Origin of the sequence: Parachitinimonas caeni, from assembly GCF_030129945.1 — a bacterium.
GTDB classification, from domain to species: domain Bacteria; phylum Pseudomonadota; class Gammaproteobacteria; order Burkholderiales; family Chitinimonadaceae; genus Parachitinimonas; species Parachitinimonas caeni.
The window spans coordinates 46,044-52,995 of the sequence record NZ_JARRAF010000033.1; the positions used below are offsets into that span (position 1 = coordinate 46,044).

Sequence of the window (6,952 nt, forward strand, 5' to 3'; positions counted from 1 at the left end):
AATGAGTCTGCTTGAATGGCACGGGATTAATTGTGGAGTGCCCCAAAACAAACATCCCCTCGTGCCATTTGACAGGAGGGGATGTTGGCAATTAATCCGCAAATACGGATCAGGTACTTGGCATTGCGGGCAATTAGAATGCGTGCAGAATACCAACGCTGAATACCTTCGGATCAGTATTCAACTTGTAAACCTTGTGATCGCCGTAGTTGATTGAGCCGTACTCGGTTACGAAGGAGGTGCGCTTCGAGAACAAGTACTTGTAACCAACCTGCCACTGAACGTATTGGCTATCCGCAATCGAAGTGGATACGCCTGCAGGGGTGGTGGACTTGTACTTGTCGCCGTAGATGAAGCCAGCACGGATCAGGTTTTTCTTGTCCAGATAGTAGCCACCGTTCAGGCCAAAGCTGGTGCGCTTCCAGTGGGAAGTCTTGGCATCAACATTGTCTTTCTTCAGATGTTGCAGGCCAGCGTGTACGAACCAGTCTTGCGCCATGTATTCGCCGCCAACAAAGAACGACTCGTTGTCGCGGTTGTATACGCCACCAACATTGGCTTCGTTAGCATAGGCACCTACCAGCATGACCGGACCGGTCTTGTAGTTCAGGTGCATGGCGTAGTTGAAGGTGTTCTTTACTTCGGCATTGGGCTTGGAGCTGTCACCGTTTTCGCCAGTTGCCAGCATCAGCGTGCCAACAAAACCCGACAGGTTGGGCGAGGTGTACTTTACGGTGTTGTTGTAACGGGTGATGCCCTTGTCAACTTCGTAGTAAGCCAGACCCAGACGGCCGTCCATGGCGTTATCCAGCAATTCCACGGCGTTGGTGTAAGGTGTCTTGCCGCGGCCAAGACCGATGCTACCCCACGACTTTCCGCTCAGGCCAACCCATGCCTCACGGGTGCCGAAAGCGCCGGAAGCCGATGCGTCATCAGGAGCGATCGTGCTTTCAAGCTGGAAGAAGGCAGACATGTCGTCGCCCAGTTGTTCTGTACCACGGAATCCGATGCGTGAGCTGGGGCCCATGCCATCAATACGGTGCATCTTTTCAGTGATGCCGTAGTTATCGTTGTAGCTGTAGCCCAGGTTAACCTGGCCGTACATGGTAATGATGTCGGCCGCCATGGCCGCTGGTGCAGCCAAGGCGCTCAACACGGCGACGGTGATCAAATGCTTTTTCATCGAATTCTTCTCCTGATGCTTGGATTCACAACGAACAGGCGGCAAGGGGAGCTGCTATTGAGTGCAGGTTTTTGCCTGGTGCCCCCACTTATTCTTAGTCCACTTGGTAAATGCCGGTGCCGCAACTTGTTCGGCGATCTTGCTGATAAAACAAACCGCCCGCAGTGTGCCGTAGCAATAAAGCATGGGGCAAGCCTGTGCGCGGGTTTGATCTGCGGTTGTTGTTAAAACGAAACAGAATCAAAAAGTGCTGCAAGGCAAGCCCTAAATGGCTTTCGAGTGGGTTTGATAAAAACGCAACGATCTACTGTTGCGAAAAAACGACCTCTGTAGTCTTGGTTGACTCTGGTTGGATGGTCGGACAATTAATGGTTTGACTATGGTTTGATCGTTACATCTGCTGCCGCAGACTATCGCCTGGCGATGCGTGGAGTGCTTACTGAAACATCGCTGCATTGGGCTCGATGGCGCAGGGCGTGATCAATCAACACCAGAGCCAGCATCGCTTCGGCAATGGGTGTGGCACGGATTCCGACGCAAGGGTCATGACGGCCCGTGGTCTGCATCATTACAGCATTGCCATCAATATCAATCGAGCGCCGTTCCTGTGGCAGGCTTGACGTCGGCTTGAGCGCCATGCGGACCACAATGTCCTGCCCGGTTGAAATGCCGCCAAGCACACCACCAGCATGGTTGCTGGCAAAACCCTGAGGGGTCATCTCGTCGCAGTGCTGGCTACCACGCTGGCGGATCGACTCAAAACCCGCCCCAATTTCAACGCCCTTAACGGCATTGATACCCATCATGGCATAGGCGATTTCGGCATCCAGGCGATCATATACCGGCTCACCCCAGCCAACCGGCACCCCCTCCGCAACCACTGTAATACCTGCGCCTACCGAGTCACGCTCCGCCCTGATCTGATCCAGATAGGCTTCGAGCTGAGGCACGATGGCGGAATTGGGGGCAAAAAAGGCATTGCCAGAGACGGCATCCCAGCTATCGAATGGAATCGTGATTTCGCCAAGCTGATGCATGTAGCCGCGTACGCGAATGCCAAATTTTTCGGCCAGCCACTTCTTGGCGATGGCCCCAGCAGCTACCCGCACAGCGGTTTCACGCGCCGAACTACGGCCACCACCGCGATAGTCGCGAATGCCATATTTATGCCAATAAGTATAGTCGGCATGGCCGGGGCGGAAGGTCTGGGCGATCTTGCCGTAGTCCTGGCTGCGTTGGTCCTGATTTCGAATCAAAAGGGCAATTGGGGTGCCGGTGGTTTTGCCTTCGAAGACGCCGGACAGAATTTCGACGGTATCGGGCTCCTTGCGCTGGGTAACGTGGCGCGAAGTGCCTGGCTTGCGGCGATCCAGCTCAATCTGGATGTCTGCCTCGGTCAGCGCCAGTCCGGGAGGGCAGCCTTCAACCACGCAGCCGATGGCTGGGCCGTGAGATTCACCAAAGGACGAAACACTGAACAACAAACCAAATTGATTGCCAGACATGCAGAAACTCCAGATACAGGTGCAGATTTGAGATAGGACAAAGCCAATTCAGAACACCAGTGAGCCATTGCGGGCTGACGGTCTGATCTTGATGGTTCTTTGATTGGCGATGCTGTCGATGGTAGCACAGGCTACGCAGGCTAAGGCATGGCTGGCTGTTGCGGCGCAACATCTCGAATGGGATTAAATTTTGCAAATTAATGCCAATGGTATAAGCTGTGGTTTGCTGCAATGCACAAGAGGAGACGTGCAGTGTATGTTTCTAATCTCTTTATCTTGTTATGGGGCCGAGTCTAAGCCACTTCCTGTCTAACCAGAACGACGCCATCTCTTGAGCGTCGCCAGACAGAATGAAAAGGCTGCATCAGGGCTCCAGGAGCACTGCCATGGCCAATATTGCACTTGTAATACCGCTGGGTCCGCGTGATCGCGGATCGATTCTTGAACACTTACTGGCACTGAACACCGAAGACCGGGGAATGCGCTTTGGGCAATCGGTTGATGACCAGGCGATTGAGCGCTATGTCGCACAATTGGATTTTGCGCGTGACGCGTTTTATGGCGTCTACCAGCGCAACGCTGAGAAGGAAACGCTCGTGGCCTGCCTGCAGCTGGCGATTGACCGACATGCCAAGCATGGCGAAATTGGCGTGAGCGTCGATGCCGCGTTCCGTCGGAAGGGGATTGCCGGGCGCATGCTCGAACGCGCAACGCTGCATGCCAGCAATATCGGGCTGTCGGAGGTTGTTATGTACTTCATGCCCTACAACTCAGGTTTGATCGAGCTGGCCAAACGCTGTGGCATGAGCCTCTCGGTTGGCAATGGCGAAGGCATTGCTCGCCTCGCAAATCTGCGACCCACTCCCGCTTCGGTAGCAAATGAATTGGCCGAGGTGTGGGGTGTCGCGGCCGATGCAGTGATCCGTGATGCTGCCAGCGGCTTGGTGGAGTCCACACAAAACCTGCGCCGCTACGCAAACGCCATCTGACCATGGATCGTTTGCCAGGCAGCTGACGGGCTGCCGTCGGCACCATGCGAAATGCAATCAGCCCGACTCTTCTGGATCGGGCTGATTGCATTGGTATCTCATTAAAATGAAGCAGGTGCCAAAGGGCAAGGCGCAACGTCGAACTGCACTTACCTCAAAGGCAGGTGATCCAGCGGGCTCACCACCCCCAAACCGCCCCGGTTCAATACATGGGTGTAGATCATGGTGGTCTTCACGTCAGAGTGCCCCAATAACTCCTGCACGGTACGAATATCCTGCCCCGACTCCAGTAAATGCGTAGCAAAGGAATGACGCAAGGTGTGCACGCTGGCCGGCTTATTGATGCCTGCCGCCAAAGCCGCCCGCCGCACCGCCCGCTGTATACCTTGCTCGTGCGCATGGTGGCGACGCACCGCCTCCGAACGCCGATCACGTGACAGCTCGCGTGCAGGAAACAACCAATACCAAGCCAGCAAACGCTCCTCTCCCGGATTTTTGCGCGCCAGCGCATCGGGCAGATAAACGCCAGGCAAACCTGCCTCAGCCTCGAGCTGCCAGCGTGCCTTGGCCACATCCAGCTGTGCCGACAGTAACTTCAGAGGTAACAGGGTGCGGCGATCTTTATTGCCTTTCCCTTCATGAATCGTGATCTCGCGCCGCGCCAGATCTACATCCTTGATTCGCAAGCGCAGGCACTCCATCAAACGCATTCCTGTGCCGTATAACAATCCTCCCATCAGGGCCTGTACACCCTCCAGCTGAGCCAGTAGTGCCGCCACCTCCTCGGGCGTCAGCACGGTCGGTAAACGTTGTGGACGCTTGGCGCGCACCACCTCATCCAGCCAGGGTAGGGCTAGGCCTAATACCTCCTTGTACAAAAACAATAAGGCCGCCAGCGCCTGACTCTGTGTCGAGGCGGACACCTTGCTTTCCACCGCCAGAGAAGTCAGGAAAGACTGCACTTCAAGTGCACCCATCTCGCGCGGATGACGCTTGCCATGAAACAGAGTGAAGCGCTTCACCCACTGGGTGTAGGCCTCTTCAGTACGCAAACTATAATGACGCAAGCGCAAAGCCTCTCGCATCTGATCAAGTAGCCGTGGTGGCTGGCTGGATAACAGGGAAGACATGGAGGGAATGAAATGTTAGACGTCAATTTGTGCGTGTTACGCTGCAGCTGGCTGCAGTGCAATTTACGTTAAAGCGCACATACAAGCATATGGGTCCGCAAGCATTATTGAATTGCATTTCTATCGTTCTTGCCTTCGTTGTCTCGCTGTTTTTTTTGCCTTGGTTCAGCGGAAATGAAAGCCAAAAACATCAATACTCTCGCAGACACGTATTGGGATGCCAATCCACACCTTCGAAAGTTCTTGGTGTCGCTTAAGGCAGACTACCTGTCAGGGGCCTTAGTTCTTTGCTCTGCATTCTTCATTCAGTTCATTGCAAACGTACCAGGAACTGTGCCTGCTGAGCCTGTTTTCATTTCGTCTGCGGCTGGGGCACTTCTTGCAGCAGCAGTCGGTGCGGCAGTTGGTGGGCTCTTCTATGGTTACCGTCTTTGGGTTATTCGATCTATCGAGCGTCAGTTCGCACTCGACGAGGAACAACAGTGACGGTGCGCTTTAACCTTTCATTGCAGCGGACCTGCGCCAGCTGCGCTGGCTTGTCCGCTGAATTCAAACGTTGGGCCTAAACGGAGAAACACGATGGGAGCAAAGGAAGAGCTGCTACAGAATCTTTCCAGACTTGATGCCTCCGGCGGAATTCAGCGCATCCATACGGCACTTACTAGCGCTGGATTGAAATTCAAAGGCCCCTCAAACAGTCAGACTTTGCTGTATTACTTCCGGAACGGTGGCCGCGAAATCGGAGTGGCTGCAATGCGGGGCTCCCCGTCATTGCTTTCGTTCCCGAGGGCCTTCTGGTACGGCCGCAGCAGCCTTGCCATTGCTCTTAGTAGGGCGTCTTCTTTCTATATAGAGCCCGACGGCCCTGTCTCATCGAGCCAATACTCTGCAGGGCAGTTGCGAATTACTACCGCAAGCATCGAAACGCTGCTATCAATTGTCAATGAGATCATCATTCCAGAGGCCCGCACCTCTGGCGCATAGGTCCAACAATTCGTTCCAGGGGCCCGTCAAAATGCTGCGCATTTTGCCATCCGCTGAACTCAAACGTTAGGTTTCATCGTGGCGAGAAGATAGAACGTCCAAGACCAGAACGCGAGAACGCTGGCCAGACTGTTGGAAGTTGCTTTGAAGGTGCGGCGCGTTTCCTTGCGGACAAAGGAATTGACCTATCAACCAGTGCGGTTTTATTCGTGCAGACAGAAAGCTACATGCTTAGTCTGGAGTACGGCATCGCAGCATTTGTTGTCTCGCCAGGGCCTCGCATCTGGTAGGTTGAACTGGGACTCGACGAGTCCTTAGAGAATGTCCTGGCGGTCATTGAGTTTTCAGACGTAACGGATGCGCAAAACCTTTCCCAAAACAATCGCGGCTACGGGTGGGGTTGGGGTGCTTTAGCAATAGAGGCAATGAGGCGGCTAAATGAAACCTAACCATTCCATCGAGCCGACAAACTCCGGCAGGTTTCGCCCGCTTGCGTTTGCCGCTCTTGTCAAACGTTAGGCCTCTAAGCGCCACATGAAGAACCTTCCAATTTTATTCGCTATGACGATTGTGCTCGGATCAGTGAACGCGGCTGAACCCTATCGAAACCCGGTTGATGGCGCTGTATATGTCGCCGATTGGAAGACCTATATTCCTGCGAATGGTGTCGACAACAAGAAAGGAAGAGTCGTTAACTCCGGAATACGACTGCTCAACAGCCAAGCTGACTTCGAGGCGAACACCACGCCCAAAGAGCTTGCAAAACTGATTGGATATATCCATGAGGTACTTGCTCAGCACGCCGTCCAACACAAGGCGACCGGAGAGATACTGGTTCAAATTGAACTCACAAAATCCGGAAAGCCAAACTTTAAAATGTCTTTTCAAGGGAATGTGCAGCGTGCGCTTCTCGAGAAGTTCTATAAGTCACTTGGCTCAATCGAATTCAACACGAGGCAAAGCACTGTCAGCCTCCAAGCGCACTTTGTATTGAAAGATGCATAACCTTTCATTGCAGCGGACCTGCGCCAGCTGGAGGGTGTCAGAATTTTTGTGTAACCGGTTCATGAGCGACACTATCGCTCTCAACCGGAGAGACCATGAACAAGACGCCACCGACGATCACTGACGAGCTACTGGATCAGCTGCTGATCAACTACC

Annotated in this window: 7 protein-coding genes; 4 read left to right on the top strand and 3 right to left on the bottom strand. The window is 53.9% G+C overall.

Features of this window, described 5'->3' with window-relative positions; translation table 11 throughout:
- Window positions 1-133 precede the first annotated feature (133 nt).
- Both PZA18_RS19395 and aroC read right to left on the bottom strand, forming a co-directional pair.
- Window positions 134-1,183 (bottom strand): porin, encoded by a 1,050-nt coding sequence (locus PZA18_RS19395; protein ID WP_284102534.1) that lies wholly within the window; start codon window positions 1,181-1,183, stop codon window positions 134-136.
- Between the two features lie 410 nt (window positions 1,184-1,593).
- Window positions 1,594-2,688 (bottom strand): chorismate synthase, encoded by a 1,095-nt coding sequence (aroC, locus tag PZA18_RS19400; protein WP_284102535.1) that lies wholly within the window; start codon window positions 2,686-2,688, stop codon window positions 1,594-1,596.
- 386 nt (window positions 2,689-3,074) lie between these two features.
- Here aroC and PZA18_RS19405 point away from each other — a divergent pair, with 386 nt between their 5' ends.
- Window positions 3,075-3,677: a GNAT family N-acetyltransferase gene (locus PZA18_RS19405; protein WP_284102536.1), complete on the top strand. Its 603-nt coding sequence runs from the start codon at window positions 3,075-3,077 to the stop codon at window positions 3,675-3,677.
- Window positions 3,678-3,826: 149 nt separating this feature from the next.
- On the opposite strand, the gene PZA18_RS19410 is transcribed toward PZA18_RS19405, so the two are convergent.
- Complete coding sequence (locus PZA18_RS19410) at window positions 3,827-4,807, bottom strand: integron integrase (RefSeq protein WP_284102537.1); 981 nt, start codon at window positions 4,805-4,807, stop codon at window positions 3,827-3,829.
- 174 nt (window positions 4,808-4,981) lie between these two features.
- Here PZA18_RS19410 and PZA18_RS19415 point away from each other — a divergent pair, with 174 nt between their 5' ends.
- The 3 genes from PZA18_RS19415 to PZA18_RS19425 all read left to right on the top strand — a co-directional run bounded on the left by PZA18_RS19415 (window position 4,982) and on the right by PZA18_RS19425 (window position 6,796).
- On the top strand, window positions 4,982-5,293 hold the full coding sequence (locus PZA18_RS19415) for a hypothetical protein (RefSeq protein WP_284102538.1): 312 nt from the start codon (window positions 4,982-4,984) through the stop codon (window positions 5,291-5,293).
- Between the two features lie 93 nt (window positions 5,294-5,386).
- Window positions 5,387-5,791, top strand: a complete 405-nt coding sequence (locus tag PZA18_RS19420) for a hypothetical protein (protein WP_284102539.1) — start codon at window positions 5,387-5,389, stop codon at window positions 5,789-5,791.
- 534 nt (window positions 5,792-6,325) lie between these two features.
- Window positions 6,326-6,796: a hypothetical protein gene (locus tag PZA18_RS19425; RefSeq protein WP_284102540.1), complete on the top strand. Its 471-nt coding sequence runs from the start codon at window positions 6,326-6,328 to the stop codon at window positions 6,794-6,796.
- Window positions 6,797-6,952: the final 156 nt, after the last annotated feature.